Annotated in this window: 20 protein-coding genes and 2 tRNA genes; 18 read left to right on the forward strand and 4 right to left on the reverse strand. The window is 36.7% G+C overall.

The window, feature by feature from the left end:
* The first annotated feature begins 146 nt into the window (after positions 1-146).
* The 3 genes from glnA (ACEN36_RS08240) to glnA (ACEN36_RS08250) all read left to right on the forward strand — a co-directional run bounded on the left by glnA (ACEN36_RS08240) (position 147) and on the right by glnA (ACEN36_RS08250) (position 3,854).
* Positions 147-1,478, forward strand: coding sequence for a type I glutamate--ammonia ligase (glnA, locus tag ACEN36_RS08240; protein ID WP_407097636.1), 1,332 nt, complete (start codon positions 147-149; stop codon positions 1,476-1,478).
* Between the two features lie 597 nt (positions 1,479-2,075).
* Positions 2,076-2,468: a MerR family transcriptional regulator gene (locus ACEN36_RS08245; RefSeq protein ID WP_407097182.1), complete on the forward strand. Its 393-nt coding sequence runs from the start codon at positions 2,076-2,078 to the stop codon at positions 2,466-2,468.
* Positions 2,469-2,513: 45 nt separating this feature from the next.
* Positions 2,514-3,854: a type I glutamate--ammonia ligase gene (gene glnA, locus ACEN36_RS08250; RefSeq protein WP_407097183.1), complete on the forward strand. Its 1,341-nt coding sequence runs from the start codon at positions 2,514-2,516 to the stop codon at positions 3,852-3,854.
* 70 nt (positions 3,855-3,924) lie between these two features.
* Here glnA (ACEN36_RS08250) and ACEN36_RS08255 read toward each other — a convergent pair whose 3' ends face one another.
* Complete coding sequence (locus tag ACEN36_RS08255; protein ID WP_407097184.1) at positions 3,925-4,308, reverse strand: PH domain-containing protein; 384 nt, start codon at positions 4,306-4,308, stop codon at positions 3,925-3,927.
* Between the two features lie 201 nt (positions 4,309-4,509).
* Here ACEN36_RS08255 and ACEN36_RS08260 point away from each other — a divergent pair, with 201 nt between their 5' ends.
* Entirely contained in the window at positions 4,510-5,493 is a 984-nt protein-coding gene (locus ACEN36_RS08260; protein ID WP_407097185.1) for a diguanylate cyclase domain-containing protein, read from the forward strand.
* A 165-nt stretch (positions 5,494-5,658) separates the two neighbouring features.
* Here the strand turns inward: ACEN36_RS08260 and ACEN36_RS08265 are convergent.
* A tRNA-Arg gene (locus ACEN36_RS08265) sits at positions 5,659-5,732 on the reverse strand.
* Positions 5,733-6,001: 269 nt separating this feature from the next.
* Here ACEN36_RS08265 and ACEN36_RS08270 point away from each other — a divergent pair.
* Together ACEN36_RS08270 and ACEN36_RS08275 are read left to right on the forward strand one after the other, a co-directional pair.
* A complete protein-coding gene (locus ACEN36_RS08270; RefSeq protein WP_407097186.1) occupies positions 6,002-6,778 on the forward strand; it encodes a general stress protein in 777 nt (258 codons plus the stop codon).
* A gap of 312 nt (positions 6,779-7,090) precedes the next feature.
* On the forward strand, positions 7,091-8,035 hold the full coding sequence (locus ACEN36_RS08275) for a DUF975 family protein (RefSeq protein ID WP_407097187.1): 945 nt from the start codon (positions 7,091-7,093) through the stop codon (positions 8,033-8,035).
* 101 nt (positions 8,036-8,136) lie between these two features.
* On the opposite strand, the gene ACEN36_RS08280 is transcribed toward ACEN36_RS08275, so the two are convergent.
* Positions 8,137-8,226: transfer RNA gene (locus ACEN36_RS08280), tRNA-Ser, on the reverse strand.
* Positions 8,227-8,411: 185 nt separating this feature from the next.
* Between ACEN36_RS08280 and ACEN36_RS08285 the strand changes: the two genes are divergently transcribed.
* Both ACEN36_RS08285 and ACEN36_RS08290 read left to right on the forward strand, forming a co-directional pair.
* Positions 8,412-9,086 (forward strand): hypothetical protein, encoded by a 675-nt coding sequence (locus ACEN36_RS08285; protein ID WP_407097188.1) that lies wholly within the window; start codon positions 8,412-8,414, stop codon positions 9,084-9,086.
* A 172-nt stretch (positions 9,087-9,258) separates the two neighbouring features.
* Positions 9,259-9,819, forward strand: coding sequence for a CDP-alcohol phosphatidyltransferase family protein (locus ACEN36_RS08290; protein ID WP_407126352.1), 561 nt, complete (start codon positions 9,259-9,261; stop codon positions 9,817-9,819).
* Between the two features lie 56 nt (positions 9,820-9,875).
* Here ACEN36_RS08290 and ACEN36_RS08295 read toward each other — a convergent pair whose 3' ends face one another.
* Positions 9,876-10,523, reverse strand: coding sequence for a PepSY domain-containing protein (locus ACEN36_RS08295; protein WP_407126353.1), 648 nt, complete (start codon positions 10,521-10,523; stop codon positions 9,876-9,878).
* Positions 10,524-10,785: 262 nt separating this feature from the next.
* Between ACEN36_RS08295 and ACEN36_RS08300 the strand changes: the two genes are divergently transcribed.
* The 10 genes from ACEN36_RS08300 to fabD all read left to right on the forward strand — a co-directional run bounded on the left by ACEN36_RS08300 (position 10,786) and on the right by fabD (position 18,620).
* The gene (locus ACEN36_RS08300) at positions 10,786-11,382 is read left to right on the forward strand and encodes a TVP38/TMEM64 family protein (RefSeq protein ID WP_407097191.1); all 597 of its coding nucleotides are present in this window, start codon (positions 10,786-10,788) and stop codon (positions 11,380-11,382) included.
* A 42-nt stretch (positions 11,383-11,424) separates the two neighbouring features.
* Positions 11,425-12,102, forward strand: a complete 678-nt coding sequence (locus ACEN36_RS08305) for a CBS domain-containing protein (protein WP_407097192.1) — start codon at positions 11,425-11,427, stop codon at positions 12,100-12,102.
* Between the two features lie 308 nt (positions 12,103-12,410).
* Entirely contained in the window at positions 12,411-12,860 is a 450-nt protein-coding gene (locus ACEN36_RS08310; protein WP_407097193.1) for a MarR family winged helix-turn-helix transcriptional regulator, read from the forward strand.
* Between the two features lie 578 nt (positions 12,861-13,438).
* Positions 13,439-14,047: an alpha/beta hydrolase gene (locus ACEN36_RS08315; RefSeq protein ID WP_407097194.1), complete on the forward strand. Its 609-nt coding sequence runs from the start codon at positions 13,439-13,441 to the stop codon at positions 14,045-14,047.
* Between the two features lie 230 nt (positions 14,048-14,277).
* Positions 14,278-14,610 carry a DUF2187 family protein gene (locus ACEN36_RS08320; protein WP_407097195.1) on the forward strand — a complete coding sequence of 111 codons (333 nt, stop codon included), beginning with the start codon at positions 14,278-14,280 and terminating at the stop codon, positions 14,608-14,610.
* A gap of 280 nt (positions 14,611-14,890) precedes the next feature.
* Positions 14,891-15,340, forward strand: coding sequence for a MarR family winged helix-turn-helix transcriptional regulator (locus ACEN36_RS08325; RefSeq protein ID WP_407097196.1), 450 nt, complete (start codon positions 14,891-14,893; stop codon positions 15,338-15,340).
* 18 nt (positions 15,341-15,358) lie between these two features.
* The gene (locus ACEN36_RS08330; protein ID WP_407097197.1) at positions 15,359-16,336 is read left to right on the forward strand and encodes a beta-ketoacyl-ACP synthase III; all 978 of its coding nucleotides are present in this window, start codon (positions 15,359-15,361) and stop codon (positions 16,334-16,336) included.
* Between the two features lie 33 nt (positions 16,337-16,369).
* The gene (locus ACEN36_RS08335) at positions 16,370-16,600 is read left to right on the forward strand and encodes an acyl carrier protein (protein ID WP_407097198.1); all 231 of its coding nucleotides are present in this window, start codon (positions 16,370-16,372) and stop codon (positions 16,598-16,600) included.
* Positions 16,601-16,630: 30 nt separating this feature from the next.
* Complete coding sequence (gene fabK / locus ACEN36_RS08340) at positions 16,631-17,590, forward strand: enoyl-[acyl-carrier-protein] reductase FabK (protein ID WP_407097199.1); 960 nt, start codon at positions 16,631-16,633, stop codon at positions 17,588-17,590.
* A 100-nt stretch (positions 17,591-17,690) separates the two neighbouring features.
* Entirely contained in the window at positions 17,691-18,620 is a 930-nt protein-coding gene (fabD, locus tag ACEN36_RS08345) for an ACP S-malonyltransferase (RefSeq protein ID WP_407126354.1), read from the forward strand.
* Positions 18,621-18,636: the final 16 nt, after the last annotated feature.

The raw sequence follows: 18,636 nt of genomic DNA on the forward strand, positions 1-18,636 counted from the left end.
ATAGTTTATGGTCAGGCTTTTTGCTGTGTTCCTTAGGGGTTATTCCATGACAAGTCCAGTGATTTTGTGTTACGTTTAGTAAGGAGAAATTGTGGGAGACACAATTTAAGGACTAAAAAAATTAAGAGGAGTTTAGTTACAAAACAATGAAAAATCATACAAAGCAAGAAATCAAGGAAATTGCACAGTCAGAAAATGTACGATTCTTACGTTTGATGTTTACGGATATAGATGGGGTCATAAAAAATGTAGAAGTTCCCATCAGTCAACTCGATAAGGTACTAGACAATAAAATGATGTTTGATGGTTCCTCAATCGATGGCTTCGTAGCAGTTGAAGAGAGTGACATGCAATTACGACCAGATTTATCGACTTGGCTCATTTTCCCGTGGGATACAGAATACGGAAAAATCGCACGGTTGATTTGTGATGTATACAATCCAGATGGGACCCCATTTGCCGGAGATCCTCGTTCAAATTTAAAACGAGTCTTAGAAGAAATGGAAAGTGAGGGCTTTACAGAATTTAATTTAGGGCCAGAGCCGGAGTTTTTCTTGTTTAAATTAGACGAAAACGGAGAACCGTCGCAGCGATTAAACGACCATGGTGGGTATTTTGATTTAGCGCCTACTGATTTAGGTGAAAACTGTCGTCGGGATATTGTGTTGCAACTAGAGGAATTAGGCTTTGAAATTGAAGCCAGCCACCATGAAGCTGCTCCTGGGCAACATGAGATCGATTGGAAATATGCAGATGCCGTAGAAGCTTGTGACAACATTCAAACTTTTAAACTAGTGGTAAAAACAATTGCCCGCAAACATGGATTGCATGCTTCGTTTATGCCGAAACCGATCAATGGGGTTCATGGATCAGGTATGCATTTCAACATGTCTTTATTCAATGAAGAAGGAAATGCTTTTTATGACGAAGAAGATGTTATGGGATTAAGCAAAACAGCTCACGAATTCATAGCCGGTCTGTTGAAACACGCTAAATCTTATACAGCGATTTGCAACCCAACAGTCAATTCATACAAACGTTTAACACCAGGGTTTGAAGCACCTGTGCATATTGCATGGAGTGCCAGCAACCGTTCGCCGCTAGTGCGCGTGCCAACTTCTAGAGGGATGTCTACTCGTGTTGAATTACGCAGTGTAGATCCAAGCGCAAATCCGTATCTTGCTTTAGCGGTATTGTTAAAAGCTGGATTAAGCGGGATTCAAGAAAGTAAAGTTGTAGCAGATCCGGTTGAAAAGAACATTTATCAAATGACATCTTCAGAACTGGGGGAACAAGACATTGAGCGTTTGCCAGCGACATTATATGAAGCGGTCAATTACTTGAGAAAAGATGACCTCATGAAAGAAGCTATGGGCGATCATATGTATAACAACTTCATTACCATTCGCACACAAGAATGGGTAGAATACAATGAACAAGTATCTCCATGGGAACAACAAAAATACTTTAAAAAATAAATTACGATGTATAAAAGATGATTTTTTATCTTCTGGCGTTGGTAAAGAAATTTCCTCCGACCTATGGAACTGCTTATGGAAAACCTTATAGACCGGAGGATATTTCTAAGGATGAGTTTCTAAAAGGTTTAGCCTTAAAAAGGAAACTATTTTTATTTACTAACGTCAAATATTGCAGAATCTAAAAGACTGGGACCGCGAAAGTGTCTCGGTCTTTTTTTGTCTGATTTAAACTTAAGCCGGTCAAAATAGATTCTCAAAGTCTGATGATGATTAATTGTATGAGTCAAGAGAGCAGTTTCAACAGTTAAAGGTAGTAATTTTTTTATGAGGCTTTATATTGAACATAACTTTTCAGTCTCATAGAACCAGTCAGGCGAATAGTAGTCTTTATTGCAGCGAGAAAGTGGATCTGTTTTCACTCCTTTATAAAAAGTGGTATACCTGAAAATTTGTTTTGATATTCGGAATGAAGAACCCTTTTAAAATGTTTAAGTTCGTAAATCTATGTTAGAAAACCTAACATTTTGTAAAAAATAGATTGACATGCACGATATGAACTGGTAATCTGTAAAAGTAATTGAGAGGAGGACAAAAATGAGAGAAAAAGAATTGCGAAGATCTATGTCTGTATTTCCAATTGGTACAGTTATGAAACTGACGGATTTAACGGCACGACAGATTCGTTATTATGAAGAACAAGAGTTGATTTATCCTGAACGGAATGAAGGCAATCGAAGAATGTATTCTCTGAATGATATTGATGTGCTCCTTGAGATTAAAGATTATTTAGCTGATGGAATCAACATGGCAGGTATTAAAAGGATTTATGAATTGAAAGAGCTCGAAAATAATGAAAAAACCAAATCATATGAAAAGAATTTAACAGATGATGATGTTAGAAGAATTTTGTATTCTGAGTTTTTATCTATTAGTGGAATGTCTCCCAAAGATAAAAATAAACTGAATCAACAACGTTTTAAACATTAATAGCTTTACATAAAAAAGTCTGATTTATAAAGGAGAGAAACAGTAATGGCAAAATTTACCCAAGAATTTATTGAACAAGCTGCAAAAGATGAGGATGTACGATTCCTCCGATTAATGTTTACCGATATTTTAGGAACCATAAAGAACGTTGAAGTGCCCATTAGTCAATTGGAGAAAGTGTTAGACAATAAAATGATGTTTGATGGTTCTTCTATCGAAGGTTTTGTGCGGATCGAAGAAAGTGATATGTACTTACACCCAGATACGGATACTTGGCTGATTTTCCCTTGGGAGGTCGGGAAAGGCAAAGGAAAAGTGGCACGTTTGATTTGTGATATTTATAATCCGGACGGCACTCCATTTTTAGGGGACCCGCGTGCGAATTTAAAACGTGTGTTGATGGAAATGGAAGAACTAGGGTTTACTGAATTTAACTTAGGACCGGAACCGGAGTTCTTCTTGTTCAAATTAGATGATAAAAATGAACCAACTTTGGAATTGAATGATCATGGTGGTTACTTTGACTTAGCTCCTGTTGATCTAGGAGAAAACTGCCGTCGCGATATCGTATTGCAATTAGAAGAACTAGGTTTTGAAATTGAAGCTAGTCATCATGAAGTAGCTCCTGGACAACATGAGATTGATTGGAAATACGCCAACGCAGTAGAAGCGTGCGACAATATTCAAACCTTTAAATTAGTGGTCAAAACAGTTGCGCGTCAACATGGTTTGCACGCAACATTTATGCCGAAACCTTTATTTGGTGTCAATGGATCAGGTATGCACTTTAATTTATCTCTCTTTACTAAAGAAGGCAATGCATTTTATGATAGCAAAGGAGATATGGAGTTAAGCGATACAGCTCGTGGATTTATTGCGGGGACTTTAGCTCACGCACATGCGTTTACAGCGATCTGCAACCCAACAGTCAACTCGTACAAACGTCTAGTTCCCGGTTATGAAGCTCCAGTGTATATTGCATGGAGTGGTCGTAATCGTTCACCATTGATCCGTATACCAGGATCACGCGGCATGTCTACACGTATTGAAGTACGCAGTGTAGATCCGAGCGCAAACCCCTACTTAGCGATGGCTGCTTTGCTGAAAGCTGGACTTGACGGGATTAAAAATAACTTAGAATTGCCGGCACCTATCGACCGCAATATTTATGCAATGGATGAAGAAGACCGCCAAGCTAATGGAATCTATGACTTGCCTTCAACTTTATTGGACGCTGTTAAAGCATTGTCAAAAGATGAAATCATCAAAGATGGCTTAGGAGAACATATCTACAATAACTTTGTAGAAGCGAAAAAAGTAGAATGGGATGCTTTCCGTATCCAAGTTTCACAATGGGAAAGAGAACAATACTTGAAATTGTATTAAGCTTTTGTTTAATCAAAAAGGCACAATTGATCGTTTACAGCGATCAGTTGTGCCTTTTTATTGTGAACAATTAAGCGCCTAAAACAGCTAAAGCTAAGGCTTGTTGAATGGCTTCAATATGTTTATCTTTTGTAAATTGCAAGTTTACAGCTGGTTCTGCACCACTTGAAATATAGATTTTTAATTCGGCATCTAAATCGAAATGCCCTGAAGTTTCAACGGTGAACCGGCTGATCGATTTATAAGGTAATGATTGGAAAGTCGTTTTTTTCCCTGTCATTCCTTGCTTATCTATAACAATCAATCGTTTATTCGTGAAAACAATCGTATCCCGCACTAATTTGAAAGCTAAATCGATTTCTTCTGAGTCTAAAACAACACTGCCTAACTTTTTACGTGCCTCTTCTGCGCTGATATTGCTTGCATTTCCCATCATTCCGCCAAGTAATCCCATGTATATACACTCCTTTAGTTAATAAATACTCATTTCAACCAGTATATCAAAAGAGTAGAAAGAAGTGAAAGCAGAGACGCTATTTATAGAAAGAAAGAAGTTTTTTGAAGACTTATTGAAGGGGAAGCTAAAGTATAGTAAACTTACTTAAATAAAGGGTTTTTAAGTTTCCGCTCAAGTTCTACAAAAGGAGTTGATAAAATGCAAGAATACGAAGAGTATTCAAAAGAAGAATTGGTAACCAAAATAGTGTCTTTAACGCGATTAAATAAAGAATTGTTGCAGACATTTCAAAAATCAGAGCGTTTAGAATTTGGCTGGACTGGAAACTTGGGACAATGGTTCTGGGATTTTACAGTGAATGAAGTGACGTTCAATCCATTGAAAGCAGAAGCGATTGGGTATGGAAAAGAAGATTTACCGGAGAAAGTGACCTTTCAGTTTTTTACAGACAAACTGCATCCAGAAGACAAAGAAGAAGTCATGCAAAAGATGAGAGACCATCTTGCGGGGAAAATTCCTGTGTGGGAAGTGAAGTATCGTATCCAAGCTAAAGATGGTTCATGGAAAGTATATCAAGACCGTGGGAAAGTGACGGAACGAAATGAAAAAGGCGAGCCCCTTTTCCTCTCTGGAATTGTATTTGATGTGACTGAAGAAGAAGTAGACAGAGAACAATTAGAATCGAAAAATAAACATCTATCCGATCGTTTAAAAACCGATTCATTAACGTCTTTGTATTCACGATCAGCTATCACAGTTGAGTTGGCCAAATGCGCCAGCAAAGCCAAAGCGAAAAATGAACCGCTGTCGATTGTTTTCTTAAAAATAGATCATTATGCCAGATTTGAAGAGGATTTCGGTATTATGTTGAGTGAAGAAGTGCTGAAGACAGCAGGTAAAATCATTCAGACAGTTATACAAGACAAACATATTGCTGGAAGATACCGAGAATCCGTCTTTCTCATATTGCTGGAAAACACCACTAAAAAAGAAACTCATGACACCGCAGAGACGATCCGTCAAGCTGTTTTTGAAACATTGTTTGATGTGCCGAGAAATGTGAGTGTCAGTGCAGGTATCTCTACATATAATCCCATTGAAACTATTAGCGAACTGATTCAAAGAGCCTCTAAAAAAATGGTGGCTGCTGATAATAACGGGGGAAATCAAGTCGTGGGATAACTATTTTCTTCTATAATAATGATTCGATTAAAAGCATTCTTTATCGGAAAGAATGCTTTTGTCTGTTGACCAGAAATAAAGACAAAATAAAAAAACACTCTCCGAAGAGAGTGTCTTAGTTTTGTACTAACGATATAAATACATTTATACATTAGATATTTTTAGCGTCTCAGGAGAGATTCGAACTCCCGACCGTTCGCTTAGAAGGCGAATGCTCTATCCTGCTGAGCTACTGAGACATTTTGTTTGTCGTTGTTTAACCAGCGACAAGATTTATTATAGGCCCAAATGAATAAAAAGTCAACAGAAAACTCATAAATATGTAAAAAAAGTTATATCCTTTTTTACCATTACTGAAAATAAAGCTAAAGCGATCAAACATCTTCGTAGGAAAGCGCAAAATGGATACTTCCCTAGGCTAAATAGTTGGAAAGGGGTTACTGATTTGATACGATTATCTTGAAAGAGATGCAATTCCTAGAAGATAGGAATAAGAGGAGGAAAAAATATGAGCTATAAAGTAATTGATAGTTTTTTATCAGCAGAAGAAACAGTAGAAAAAATAAATGACTTGGTAGAATTGGGGTACAAAGAAAAAGACATCACGGTCATGACTAAAAAAGAAAATGAAGAACAACTAAAAGATATCACTGATGCTAAAATAGATACAGTAGCTAAAGAAGAAGATAAAGGAATGCTAGATAAAATAAAAGAAAGTTTTAGTGATAGTGATGCAGAAAATCCTTTAGGAAAATATGAATTAGAGGAGCATTTGAGAAATCAATACAATGAAGTGGTCAAAAACAATGGCTATGTCATATTGGTTGAAGAAAGCACGAGCTTTACTATGGGAAGAGAAAGCGAGACTGCTCAATCCTCTGAAAATACTAGTATGACTGGTGGAGAGACAGGAGATTTTAACGAAACCCCGGGTGGAATCAACCCGATTTTACCTGGAACAGGAGTCGATGCTGATTTCAGTTCAAGAAATTCCAATGATATACGTACTTCAGATAGCGGGACAACAGATGTACAAGATAAATTCACTTACACGTCTAAGGAGAGAAATAGAAATGCAGACGAAGAAACTCAGTACGTTGAAGATCATGAGGTTACCCAAGTTAATCAAGAATTGAACAATCAACCTTTAACAGATGAGCCAACTGATCCGACTATACCAGGATTTGGAATTGACCCTAAAATTCCACCGCAAGGTATAGAACCTTTAGATTCGAACAGTCCTAATATACAAGGAGAAGGTCCAGATGATGAGAAGAGAAGATAGTAGACATCATACGAGCTGTTGAGTCTGTTAAACGAGAGGACGTTGCTTTAAAAGAAAGTTGGTGAGATCAATGCTGAGAATCATCACCTATTTTGCTTTAGGGTATGTCGGAGTGTATTTTTCGTTGCTGCTGTCTTTGATTTATTTCTTGAGACCAAAGAAAAAAAAGTAACTTATAGTCATGGATTTGTTGTCAATACTTCATAAAAAATAAAAGAGAATTCTTTTGAATTATTCTTAAAGAATTCTCTTTATTTGGTATAATGAGCGTAGCCCACCAGAAAAATGTAGGGAAAGAGTGGAGGAGTATGTATGAGAACAAGAGAACTAAAGAAAGAAGCCAAAGCAAGGCTTTCAGGAAATTGGAAAATAGCGATATTAAACTTAGTGATTATGACTATTTTAACTTCCATTATCAGTGAGGTGTTATTGGGTCTCGTAGGAGCGGGCAGCTTTGAGAGCTTAACATCAACATTTTCACAAGATCCAGCACTGGTTACCTCGGATATGATAGCTGCAAGTACAAGAGAAACGATTCTTTCTTCATTGGTGACTATAGTAGTCAGCTTTATTACGGCTGTCTTCGCAGTCGGTTATGACTGGTCTTTACTAGATATGGTTGACGGGGAAAAATTAACTGTAGAAGCGATGTTTCAGTCCTTAAAAACCAATCGATTTTTTAAAGTTTTAGGGATCTCAGTAGTAACTAATTTATTTATTATCTTGTGGAGTTTATTGCTGATCATACCAGGAATCATTAAATCTTATAGTTACAGTCAATCGTTTAATGTCTACAAAGACGATCCAAATTTGGATATCATGGGTGCGATTCAACGCAGTAAAGAAATCATGGAAGGTAGAAAATGGGACTATTTTAAACTGCAATTTTCATTTATTTTATGGTACTTAATACCCGTTATTCTATTTTTAGCGTTTATTTTCGGCAGTATCAATACGATCAGCTACCAATTCGAATATGCCAGCACATATGCACCAAATGAATTCTGGGGATTCTTCTTTGGAATGATTTTTGTAGTCCTGGCGTTCATTTTAGTGATCCTCATTCTGTCGCTTTATGTTGAACCTTATAGAAAAACAGCTAATCAAGTTTTTTACCGTGATTTAGTGGGTTTCCCAGAGATGGAAATGGATGAAGTGGAATATGAAGAGAATTCTAGTTATTCTACTGACTACATCGATCCATATGATGAATCCGATGATTTTGATGATTCAGAAAATAACCAAGATAGGTTCTAGTGTTCAATACTAACTGTACAAAATAAAAAAAGACTGCAGGCCTAAACGCTAACACCAGACCGAAGAAGTCTGTAAATTATAGGCCAGCAGCCTTTTTTGTATGGAAGATAAGGGATTTGAACCCTTGCACGAATAAATTCGCCTAACGATTTTCGAGACCGTCCCCTTCAGCCGAACTTGGGTAATCTTCCATTGTTATTGGCCACTTTCTTTAGTATAAACCTGTTTTTTTAGGATGACAATAACCAAATTGAGTATTTCATTTTGAACACTATCTCTTCTAAGGTATAATAGAATTGTAGAAGTAAAACACCTTATGTTTCTTAATTGATAATCACTTATCTGGAAAGGGGCAAAAACTTAGGAGGAGAAGAATATGAAAAAATTGGTAACGTTACTGGGAGTTGCTGCTTTGTTAGCGGGTTGCGATTTAATGGGAGGTACTACGGAAGAGTCACAAGTAAGCGAATCTTCAGAGTCTAGTGTTGAATCGAGTGCAGAAACTTCTGAATCAAGTGTAGAAGAGAGTTCAGCATCATCTTCAGCAGCTTCTTCAGAAGCAAGTTCAAGTGAGTCTGAGAGTACTGGCGGAGAAGTAGCCACTTCAGAATTCCCGTTAGTTCCTCAAAAGTCTGAGATCGATCAAGGCTATACATTAGAAAGTGATCCATTGCTCCAAGAAATCCAAACCAGAATGTCCCAAACGGAAGAATTAGGTATTGATAATGATGTGGCTATTCATTTCACAGGTCTATTTTTAGGGGAGCAAGGCCAAGATAATGTTAAAGCGGTGTTCATTATAGTGAACCGGACAGATATGGCAATGACAAATATTAACTTAACTGTCAGCATGAGTACTGTTGATGGGGAAGTTATATTAGATAGCGCTCCATTTGTTTTATCTGAAGATGATTTTGGGATTCTGGAAACAGATACTACAATGCCAGCGTATTTCAAAATTCCAATGGACAGTCAAGAAGCATTCTTTAGTGTGAGTGATCTAGAAAATGTTACTTATTCAATCGATTCATTTGAATACGATGAAAGATAATTTTAATGATACAGTCTGGATCCTGAGAGATTACTTTCAGGTTCTTTTTTTGTGTCACAGGATATTTTTTCAAGATGAAAAGTGATGTAAAAAGCTTTATCAAATGGTATGATAAAAAAGATAAGTGTCCTACATAAGGATAAAACAGTAAAAGATTAGTGGAGGAGAGAGAATGGCACATAAGGGAAAAGAGATTTTCACGATCCCCAATATACTTTCTATTATTCGGTTAATTCTGGTACCGGTATTTGTTTCATTTTATGTAAATGCTGACAGTATCCAAGATTATAGAATTGCGGGCCTCATCATCCTTTTTTCTGGAATCACAGATTTAGTGGATGGCATTATTGCTCGAAAATTCAATCAAATTACGGATATCGGAAAGTTGTTGGATCCGGTAGCAGATAAAGTAACACAAGCGGCGATTCTGTTTTGTTTAATGGTTCGTTTTCAGTATATGTGGATCATCGTGATTTTATTTTTAGTGAAAGAACTGTCCATGCTCTTTTGGAATATTGTTTTGATCAAGAAAAACAAAAAATTAGACGGTGCTTTGTGGTATGGAAAAGTGTCAACAGCGGTATTTTATACGTGCATGACGATAATGGTGGCTTTTCCAATGATCAGTGATGCTATTGCTAATGGATTAATGTTGATCACGGGATTCTTTTTATTGTTGTCGTTCATGTTGTACACAAAAATTTTTGTGTATATGTATCAATCAAACAACTAAATAAAAGTACAGAAAAAGCTGGCCTAGACCAGCTTTTTTGTGTGTCGTTAAATGGTTTAATCTCTGTGCATGAATGCTCCTGTTTCAGCATTAATAATAACATCGTCATCATCTTGAGTATTCTCAATACTGATCTCATAAACGGTTGAGCCGTTTTCGGTATCTAAATGCCAACTATCCACATATCCAGAGCCGACTTCTTCCATAGCAGTTGTCATAGCTTCTTGAGGAGAAACGATGTTGTCTAAGTTCAAAGCATCATTGTTGTCATCATCATTATTGTCAGTATCTCTATCGATGGCTTCTCCTGTAGAAGCATCAATGCTCAATTCATATTCAGCAGACTCATCAAACCCATTAAAGTCATATTCGTATTTTCCATCGTCATCATCAAATTCAATGGATTCAATAGAAGAATTAGGATGGGTTTCGTTATAAATTTGGATGGCATCATCTAAACTGATATCAAATTCCTGTTCATGAATTCCTTGAGCAGATTCTGAGCTACTAGAAGAAGAGTCGCCAGTAGTTTCTGATTCAGATGATTCTGAACTCATGTCTTCTGATGGGCTGCTCATTGAGCTTTCTTGAGCAGAACTGCTCTGTTCCTCTGAACCGGTATCCGTTGAGGAGTCCGTTCCGCAAGCCCCTAAAATCCCTGTACTAATTAAAGCTAAAAAGGCTAGTTTTCTTTTGTTTGTCATTTTGATCTTCCTTTCTTTTTGTTTTTCAGCTAATTCGCTAAGTGGCATCTGTTTATAAAAAAATAAAAAGAGGATACATAGCGAAATTTCTTACTTATACCTGCAGTATAACAAGAAAAAATAATGGCTAACATTCATCTGCTCAAAGTATTTTTGACAGAAGAAGGAAAAATACAACGAAAGAAGGAGTGCATACATCAAATAATTATCGTACAATCATTGTAGGGAAATTAAGAATGGATATAGAAATTGGGGTTTAGATATGAAATACGTAAAAAAGTTCCGCTTCAATTGGTTTGATTTGCTGACACTGGCGGGATTGGTGATGACTGTTTTTTTTCTTTATCTTGGTTACAGCAATGACGTTTTCGACTCGAGAGAGAGTTTGATTCAATATGTTGAAAGTTACGGGGCACAAGCTATATTGGTATTTATTTTTATTCAGTTTTTACAAGTCGTGTTGCCTATTCTTCCAGCAGCCGTTACATGTGTGGCTGGAGTGATCTTATTTGGTCCGGTATGGGGAATCGTGTACAATTATATTGGGATTTGTATAGGTTCTTTTGGAGCATTTTTGATTTCTAAACGTTATGGCCAGCCATTAGTAGAAAAGATGCTAAGCAAGAGAGTGTTCAACAAGTATTCCAAATGGTTAAATGATGGTAAAATGTTTGATCGCATTTTTGCTATCGGTATTTTTGGTCCTATAGCACCTGATGACGCGTTGTGTTATTTAGCTGGATTAACAACAATGTCTTGGAAAAAATTTGCTGTGATTATTATTCTTGGAAAGCCGATTCCAATTATATTGTACAGCCTGGGATGGACTACGATAGTGAACTGGTTGAATATTTTCTAAAGTTCTTTTGGATCGTAAGAAAATCAAAGAAAGGATGAGAAAGTGGATAATGCAGAACGATTTTTAGCTAGTTTTAACCGCATTCACAATCATTTGAGTTTTATGAGCAATGAAAAAGCACACAAAAAACCTTTTTATCATTTGCTAGATGAAAATGAATACCGCAATAGCGGAGTCAAAGAATATAAGAATGATTTGCAAATTTTTGCCGATCTAAGAAATGTGTTAGTGCATAAAAAACTGGAGACAAGCCGTTACTTAGCTGTACCTACGGATAAAGTTGTAGATAGGATCGAATTGATTGAATCTGTAATCAAAAGCCCGCCAAAAGTTTATCCTGCTTTTAAACGAGATGTGGTTCATTTCCAAGCTGAGGACTTATTTCTTACCGTATTGGAAACCATTAAAAATAAACAGATCACTCATTTTCCTGTCTATCAAAAAGGAGATTTGATTGGTTTGTTGACAGAAAATGGCATTACGTACTGGTTAGCCAATCATTTAAAGTCCGCTGTAGTGGATTTAAAACAAGTTACAACAGAAGAAATCTTGAGAGAAGACTCTAAAAGCAACAATTATTTATTCGTACGAAAAGATATGAGTATCGATGTAGCTGCAGAACTGTTAAAAAAGGATCGGAAAATCGATGCTTTGCTGATTACTGAAAACGGTAAAAAAACTGAGAGTCCTATGGGGATTATTACGCCTTCTGATTTATAGAAGAATTCAAAAAAATCTGTTCTGTTTTATGTTATGTATACTGAGTTGGTCAAGAGCTTTAAAGCTCTTGCGTACAGAAAGATAATGACATTTAAATAGAACTAGAACTAAAGGTTGCGATATTTCTATCACAGCTTTTTTTTGATCATTTATAGATGTAAAAGGCATGGATCACTCTTTTGTAGACTAAAAGCTTCCCAGCGATTTGTTTGACGGGCAGAAAAATCTATGGTATGTTTATCTCGAATTGAAGATAAATTATTTTGATATATATAATAAGCGATGTATACATGGAAGGAGTTTTTTTAATGGCGAAAAATGAAGATTCTTTAAAAGCGCTAACAGTGATGTTGCGAGCGTCTCAAAGCCTGCAAGATGTGATGAAACAAGACATGGTGAAGTATGGGTTAAACCCCACGGAATTTGCAGTTTTAGAGTTGCTTTATGCTAAAGGAGAACAAAAGATCCAAAACATTGGAAAAAAAATACTGCTTTCCAGCAGCAGTATGACGTATGTCATTGATAAATTAGAGCAAAAAGGACATATCGAAAGGAAACCGTGTGCGACCGACCGCAGAGTTATTTTCGCGCACATAACAGATAAAGGTAAATCCTTCATGGAAGAAGCTTTCCCTCTTCATGAAAAAATGATTACAGAATTGTTTTCTGTATTATCTAGTGAAGAAATAGAAACGCTGATCCCGTTAGTAAAAAAAGTTGGCTTGACTGCAGCAGAGCAAAGTACAAAAAATAAATAATCTGTATAACGGCTAGGGGAACAGGAACTGAGAAACAAACTTTGGGAATTCCCAATAAAACGTTGATTTTTAAGGTTTTGTACTTGGGTTTCGACACATTAAAAAAGGTGGATTTTGATGATCCAGGTATCTATCATTTATATTTTGAAAATGAAAAAGGTCAACCAGGTACGATCATGACGTTTGTTCCTTTGGAAATGCTCGTCAAGGAACAATTGGAGACGGCCAAACTGGTGTCACATTTTATGTGGTTCCAGAAAGATCACTGCCCTTATAGGAATAATGAGTGCTTTCTTTTGGTATACCCGTTGAAAAATCTGCTTGTTTTAGAGAAGATTATTTAACTTCCAAGATCCTCCCGACCTGCAGTTAGAATTAGTAGCCAGAACAGACGGAAAAGAAAATCCGTATACGTTTTATGGTGTGACAGCTGGAGTGGCAATTAAAGATTTTTATCCGACAGAAGTGAAGGACCCCAATTACTTTAGCGTTCTCTATTACTGAGAGCGCGGAGCTATTGCTGACTCCAATAGAAATAAGAGAAATTAAACCAAACTAAATCAGAGAGGTTGAGGTTGATGAAACATTTATTTAAAGAAGGCACTAATCCAACAAAACCAACGTTACTATTGTTGCATGGAACGGGTGGAACGGAAAATGATTTACTGCCGCTAGCAGAGATGGTCGATGCAGAAGCATCAGTATTGAGTGTACGTGGAAATATAGTTGAGAATGGAATGCCACGTTATTTTAAACGATTAGCTGAAGGTGTTTTCGATATTGAAAATTTAAAAGAAGAAACGAAAAATCTAGCAGATTTTATTGATGAAGCCGCCAAAAAATATGGCTTTGATCGAGACAATGTCGTAGCGATAGGTTATTCAAATGGGGCAAATATCGCTGGAAGCTTACTATTCCATTACCAAGATGTGTTAAAAGGTGCAATTCTTCACCACCCAATGGTTCCACTTAGAGGAATGGATCTGCCTAATTTAAACCAAGTCCCAGTCTTTATTGGGGCTGGAGAAAATGATCCGATTTGTGCTCCTCAAGAAAGCAAAGACTTAAAACACCTTCTTGAAGAAGCTGGTTCCACAGTGGAAATTGACTGGGGACAGCATGGACATTCTTTGACTCAAAAAGAAGTGGTTGCTGCTGCTCAATGGTATATTAAAAACTTCTCTTAAAAAAGGTACAGTGTATAAATTTTTTGTCCCTTCTATAACTATGATGGAAAAGGTAAAACTTTTTAGTCGTAGTTTTTCTGTTTTCTGGACTAAAAATAAAGGAAAATTAAAGAAACGTTAGTTATTTTGCGAAAAATTATAATTGTGTTATAATGAAAGAGGAGTTTGAGAGTAAAAGATTATTTTTTTAAGTTACATTCTTTGTAGAGTTGAAGAAATGAGGGGATTAAATGGGTAATAAAATTACCAAAGAGATTCAATCGTTAGTTGAAGTGGAACTTAGAAAAGGAGCAAGCAATTCGAGAATTGCAACTCTTCTAGGAGTACCCTATAATGAAGCTGTTGAGATGATTGAAGAGATTAAGTTGTCTTTTAAACCAGATGTGGGAGATAAAATTATTTTTACTTTCCGCGATGAAAAAATGGCAGGTGTCATTACAAAACTATTGAAAAATAGTGCTGTTGTAGATATCTCCTGGGACTTATCTTCTGAAAAAATGAAAGATTTAATGGAAGATAGAACTATTGTTAATTTTAAAGATATTGAACAAACTGTTCTCTAAAAAAATACACGTTAAGAAGTTGGATCTTAAATCAGATCCAGCTTTTTTTGTTTTTTTAGAAAAAATAGTAAAAGAGATATTTTTCAGGTTCTACGTTACTTTGGGTTTCAAAATAGTTTCTCTTAAAATGCTGATATATAGCTTGTTTTGAGTTCTTGTCAAAAAAAGTTGCGAATTTTTATTGACAGTCAAACTAAAATGAATTAGTATTTTGATTGTCAAACAATTTGATGTTCAAACTAAATTCTGTTTTGGATATTCATCAGATGGGAGGAGAGATGTGGATAAAATTGTCAATGAGATAAATCCTTATTTAGTTAAGATATTCAATGAAGTCTTAATTATTGAAGAAAATGCTTTAAAAGGCAGTAGATTTAATGATTTATCTATTAAAGAGATGCACACAATCGAAGCCATTGGAATGTACGGAGAAAACACCACCACAGAAGTAGCTAAGAGAACCTATGTAACTGTAGGTACACTAACTGTATCAATAAACAATTTAGTGAAAAAAGGGTATGTCGAACGTATTAGAAGCGAAGAAGATAGACGAGTGGTAAAACTTGGACTGACTAAAAAAGGACGTCTGCTCTACCGCCTGCACGATAAATTTCATCGTGACATGGTCAAAGAAACGCTTAGTGATTTAAGCGACGAAGAAGCAGAAATTTTAGTAAAAGGTTTGAGAAACTTACATCTATTCCTAGATCGCACAAAAAATTCTTTATAGAGAACAGAGTTGAATGGAATGGGAACTAAAATAGTCGGTACAGGAAGTTACGTACCAGAAAGAATTATTTCCAATGAACAGTTAGAAACATTTTTAGAGACCTCTGATGAATGGATAACAAGCCGCACAGGTATTAAAGAACGTCATATCAGCGAAACTGAAAATACGTCAGATTTATGTGCCAAAGCCGCTCAGCATATTTTATCAAATGCAGGTGTACAAGCTGAAGAAGTGGATTTCATTGTTGTTGCAACAATGACTCCTGACTACTTGAGTCCTTCTACAGCCAGCCTAGTGCAAGATAAAATAGGTGCTCATTCAATCATGTCGTTTGACGTCAACGCTGCTTGTTCAGGGTTTGTATATGCTTTATCGATAGCCGATAAGTTGATGCAGTCAGGCAGTTACCGTTACGGTTTAGTTCTGGGCGGAGAAGTCATGTCGAAGATTATCGACTGGAATGATCGAAGTACTGCTGTTCTTTTTGGTGATGGAGCTGGCGGTGTGTTATTAAAACATACTCCAGGCGAATCGTTTGTTTTAGGAGAAGACATTCATGCTGATGGAAGCCGCGGAAACGCGCTTACTGCAGGAACCTTGTCTCTTTCTGAAAAATGGAGTTCGCAAAAAGCTGAGCATCAGTATTCATTACAAATGGAAGGCAGAAGCATTTTTGATTTTGCTATACGCAGCGTTCCACAAAGCATTCAAAAGCTGTTAAGCGACACCAATACTCCCTTCGAGGATGTAGAATGTATAGTGGCTCACCAAGCGAATGAGCGGATCTTAAAAGCTATCGCAAAAAAATTAAAAATTTCACCAGAGTTGTTTGCTGTCAACATCAGCAAATATGGGAATACATCAGCAGCAAGTATCCCGCTGCTCTTACATGAATTGGTTGCTGAAAAGAAATTGGTTTTGGGAAGCAACGAAAAGATTGTGTTAACAGGTTTTGGAGGGGGATTGACATGGGGATCCATGCTCATCCAACTATAAAAAATATATTATACATTAATGGAGGAAACAACAATGACATTTTCAAAAATTCAAGAAATTATTATGGACCAATTAGATAAAGACGAGGAAGAAGTACAATTAACTACCAACTTCCGTGAAGATTTAGAAGCAGATAGTTTAGACTTATTCCAAATCATCAATGATATCGAAGACGAATTTGATATTAAAATTGAATCAGAAGAAGGATTGAACACCGTACAAGATATCGTAAACTTTGTAGAAGCTGAAATCGCGAAAAAATAATTCTACATATAGAAAGAAGGAAATATCTGTATGCAGACAGATTTAATAAAAAAACTTGGAATAAAATACCCAATCATTCAAGGTGCGATGTCTTGGGTAGCGAATCCTAGTCTTGTAAGTGCTGTATCAAATGCTGGAGGGTTAGGGATTCTGGCGTGTGGACATGCGACAGGAGAAACAGTTCGTGAATTGATTCATGAAACAAAAGCTTTAACCGACAAACCTTTCGGGATTAACGTATTACTCCTTTCACCATATGTAGAAGATGTTGTCAAAGTAGTTTGTGAAGAAGGCATAAAAGTGGTAACTACAGGAGCAGGTTCTCCTGGTCGGTATATGGCTCAATTCAAAGCAGTCGGTACAGTAGTTATTCCAGTAGTGGCTTCAGTTGCTTTAGCGCGACGTATGGAAAATGAAGGCGCAGATGCCATTATTTGTGAAGGAATGGAAGCTGGGGGACACATCGGGAAAACAACTACGATGAACTTAGTGCCTCAGGTTGTAGATGCGGTAAACATTCCTGTTATTGCTGCTGGAGGTATTGCTGACGGCCGTGGTGTTGCAGCCGTGTTTATGTTGGGAGCTTCAGCTGCACAGTTAGGAACTCGTTTTGTTGTGGCGAATGAAAGTACCGTTCATCAAAATTTCAAAGACGCTATTATCAAAGCAAAAGATATTGACACGGTTATTACAGGACAAATTACCGGACATCCTGTTCGTGTGTTGCGTAATAAATTGACTCGTCAATACTTAAAAGTAGAAAAAGAGATCACGAGTGATGAAAATCCAGATTTCGATCGTTTAGAAGCAATGGGGAAAGGCGCATTGAAAAGAGCGGTTATTGATGGAGATAAAGACACTGGTTCATTCATGTCTGGTCAAAGTGCCGGTTTAGTGAAAAAAGAACAAAGTTGTCATGAAATCATTCAAGAATTAATGACTGAATACCAAGATATTATTCGTAAACAAGCTAGTTCGTTAGAGGCATAGACTCTTACAACAACCAGCCACATTATATTAGCTAGAAAGCTAAAAGAAGTTCTTTTTGCTTCCGATAGTTTTCTAGTTCTTTTTTTAGGAAGTGAAACTGATGAAAACAGCATTTGTATATAGTGGTCAAGGTGCTCAATATGCAGGTATGGGAAAAGAACTTTACGAAGAGTATGACAGCGTAAAAGATATTTTCCAACAAGCAAGTGAAGCATTGCAATTAGATATGCAGTCTCTTTGTTTTGAAGAAAATGATCTATTAAATCAAACGATGTATACACAGCCGGCTATTTTAACCGTCAGTATGGCCATTGATGCTTTATTGACCGAAAAAGGACTACAACCTGATGTAGTCGCTGGTCTGAGCTTAGGAGAATACAGTGCATTTGTGAAAGCAGGAGTATTGTCGTTCCCGGAGGCTCTTCAATTAGTGAAAAAAAGAGGCCAATACATGACTGAGGCAGTTCCACTTGGAGAAGGTGCGATGGCTGCTGTTATGGGATTAGACCGCTTGATTATTGAACAAATTTGCCAAGAAGCTGCTGAGGAATATGGGGTTGTCTCTCCAGCAAATTACAATATGCCTGGACAAATTGCTATTGCAGGATTAAAAGAGTCTGTTGAAATAGCGAGCAAGCGATTGTCGGAAGCTGGAGCTAAACGTGTAGTGCCGCTGACAGTCAGTGGACCTTTTCATACCAGTCTATTGGAACCAGCAGCTAGACAATTAAAAGAAGAAATCAAAACGGTCAAGATAATGAATCCTAGTATTCCCATTATCAGTAATACCACTGTTAAACCCATTGAAGACGCTGAAGCTATTCAAGAATTAATGGTCAAACAAGTGATGTCTCCAGTCTATTGGGAAGATAGCATACAAAAAATGATCGATATGGGTGTAGATACCTTTATTGAAATCGGTCCAGGTAAAACATTAAGCAGTTTTATCAAAAAAATCGATAAAACAGTACAAATCATGAATGTTGAAAACATAAAATCGCTTGAAAAAACGCTGCAAAAACTTGCGTAAAACATGAAGATAGCAG

This window comes from Desemzia sp. FAM 23989 (assembly GCF_045528345.1).
Lineage (GTDB): Bacteria > Bacillota > Bacilli > Lactobacillales > Carnobacteriaceae > Desemzia.

Bases quoted from the DNA above. Each gene is read 5' to 3' on its own strand.
- glnA (WP_407097636.1), top strand. From the start codon at position 147: ATGAAAAATCATACAAAGCAAGAAATCAAGGAAATTGCACAGTCAGAA.
- ACEN36_RS08245 (WP_407097182.1), top strand. From the start codon at position 2,076: ATGAGAGAAAAAGAATTGCGAAGATCTATGTCTGTATTTCCAATTGGT.
- glnA (WP_407097183.1), top strand. From the start codon at position 2,514: ATGGCAAAATTTACCCAAGAATTTATTGAACAAGCTGCAAAAGATGAG.
- ACEN36_RS08255 (WP_407097184.1), bottom strand. From the start codon at position 4,308: ATGGGATTACTTGGCGGAATGATGGGAAATGCAAGCAATATCAGCGCA.
- ACEN36_RS08260 (WP_407097185.1), top strand. From the start codon at position 4,510: ATGCAAGAATACGAAGAGTATTCAAAAGAAGAATTGGTAACCAAAATA.
- ACEN36_RS08270 (WP_407097186.1), top strand. From the start codon at position 6,002: ATGAGCTATAAAGTAATTGATAGTTTTTTATCAGCAGAAGAAACAGTA.
- ACEN36_RS08275 (WP_407097187.1), top strand. From the start codon at position 7,091: ATGAGAACAAGAGAACTAAAGAAAGAAGCCAAAGCAAGGCTTTCAGGA.
- ACEN36_RS08285 (WP_407097188.1), top strand. From the start codon at position 8,412: ATGAAAAAATTGGTAACGTTACTGGGAGTTGCTGCTTTGTTAGCGGGT.
- ACEN36_RS08290 (WP_407126352.1), top strand. From the start codon at position 9,259: ATGGCACATAAGGGAAAAGAGATTTTCACGATCCCCAATATACTTTCT.
- ACEN36_RS08295 (WP_407126353.1), bottom strand. From the start codon at position 10,523: ATGACAAACAAAAGAAAACTAGCCTTTTTAGCTTTAATTAGTACAGGG.
- ACEN36_RS08300 (WP_407097191.1), top strand. From the start codon at position 10,786: ATGAAATACGTAAAAAAGTTCCGCTTCAATTGGTTTGATTTGCTGACA.
- ACEN36_RS08310 (WP_407097193.1), top strand. From the start codon at position 12,411: ATGGCGAAAAATGAAGATTCTTTAAAAGCGCTAACAGTGATGTTGCGA.
- ACEN36_RS08315 (WP_407097194.1), top strand. From the start codon at position 13,439: ATGAAACATTTATTTAAAGAAGGCACTAATCCAACAAAACCAACGTTA.
- ACEN36_RS08320 (WP_407097195.1), top strand. From the start codon at position 14,278: ATGGGTAATAAAATTACCAAAGAGATTCAATCGTTAGTTGAAGTGGAA.
- ACEN36_RS08330 (WP_407097197.1), top strand. From the start codon at position 15,359: ATGGGAACTAAAATAGTCGGTACAGGAAGTTACGTACCAGAAAGAATT.
- ACEN36_RS08335 (WP_407097198.1), top strand. From the start codon at position 16,370: ATGACATTTTCAAAAATTCAAGAAATTATTATGGACCAATTAGATAAA.
- fabK (WP_407097199.1), top strand. From the start codon at position 16,631: ATGCAGACAGATTTAATAAAAAAACTTGGAATAAAATACCCAATCATT.
- fabD (WP_407126354.1), top strand. From the start codon at position 17,691: ATGAAAACAGCATTTGTATATAGTGGTCAAGGTGCTCAATATGCAGGT.